Below are 879 nucleotides of genomic sequence, written 5' to 3'. Positions count from 1 at the left end.
CGTGCGGCTTCGTGCGGGTGAATTTTCCTTTTGCCATTTTCTCGACTCCGAAAAATAACTAGATCAACACACTGACATGGGGTTGCAACCACCCGGCCGCAACCCCAAGACTGGTGCCCATTGCGGGAATCGGACCCGCGACCTCTCCCTTACCAAGGGAGTGCTCTACCACTGAGCCAAATGGGCGAAATACTTCAAAAAACCTGCGCCTCGCGTCGATCGGAGATTGCTGGAGCGGGAGACGGGAATCGAACCCGCGTCATTAGCTTGGAAGGCTAGGGTTCTACCATTGAACTACTCCCGCATCGCGGCGCGACCCCTCGAGCCAGGGCCGCACCGTAGCACGGTCCGGGTTCTGCGCTTCGCCTTCCAGCTTTGCACCGAAACCCGTCATTCAAACGCTCTGCAAAATCCGTTCTTCGCTGGTGGAGAGGGCTGGATTCGAACCAGCGTACTCGTAAGAGGGCAGATTTACAGTCTGCTGCCATTAACCACTCGGCCACCTCTCCGGCGAACCTCGAAATATAGCACGGTTGATAGGGCAGGTCGATGACAGGGCTTGGCTGCAGTCATGCGGGGCAGCGGCCCACCGCCGAAACGCCTTCACCCTTGACTGGCCCCGCACAGCCACTCAATTCCACCCGGGTCAATTAGAGCCCCTGGGACTCTCGCCAGGCCCGCGCCTCGCCGAAATGGCCGCAGCCGATGAAGGGAATCGGGGGGCGTAGAGCCGAAAGCGGCGAGGGATGGTTCGCCGTCAGCACCTTATGGCGACGACTGTCGATCAGCGCTCGCTTGCCCTGCGCATGCGATCCCCACAGCATGAACACGACCGGGCGCTCGCCGTCCGCCACTTGGCGAATCACGGCATCCGTGAGC

General features: G+C 60.5%; 3 tRNA genes and 1 pseudogene. All 4 read right to left on the bottom strand.

Features of this window, described 5'->3' with window-relative positions:
• Nucleotides 1-111 precede the first annotated feature (111 nt).
• Nucleotides 112-186, bottom strand: a tRNA-Thr gene (locus tag APY03_RS38420).
• 44 nt (nucleotides 187-230) lie between these two features.
• A tRNA-Gly gene (locus APY03_RS38415) sits at nucleotides 231-304 on the bottom strand.
• A 119-nt stretch (nucleotides 305-423) separates the two neighbouring features.
• Nucleotides 424-509 (bottom strand) — tRNA-Tyr (locus tag APY03_RS38410).
• 141 nt (nucleotides 510-650) lie between these two features.
• Nucleotides 651-879 (bottom strand): annotated as a pseudogene (locus APY03_RS45185) (uracil-DNA glycosylase); the annotation flags it as partial.

It is taken from the genome of Variovorax sp. WDL1 (assembly GCF_001541225.1).
In the GTDB taxonomy this organism is placed as follows: domain Bacteria; phylum Pseudomonadota; class Gammaproteobacteria; order Burkholderiales; family Burkholderiaceae_C; genus Variovorax.
Note: the sequence above shows the minus strand (reverse complement) of the source record. Positions and strands in the feature narration are given on the sequence as shown.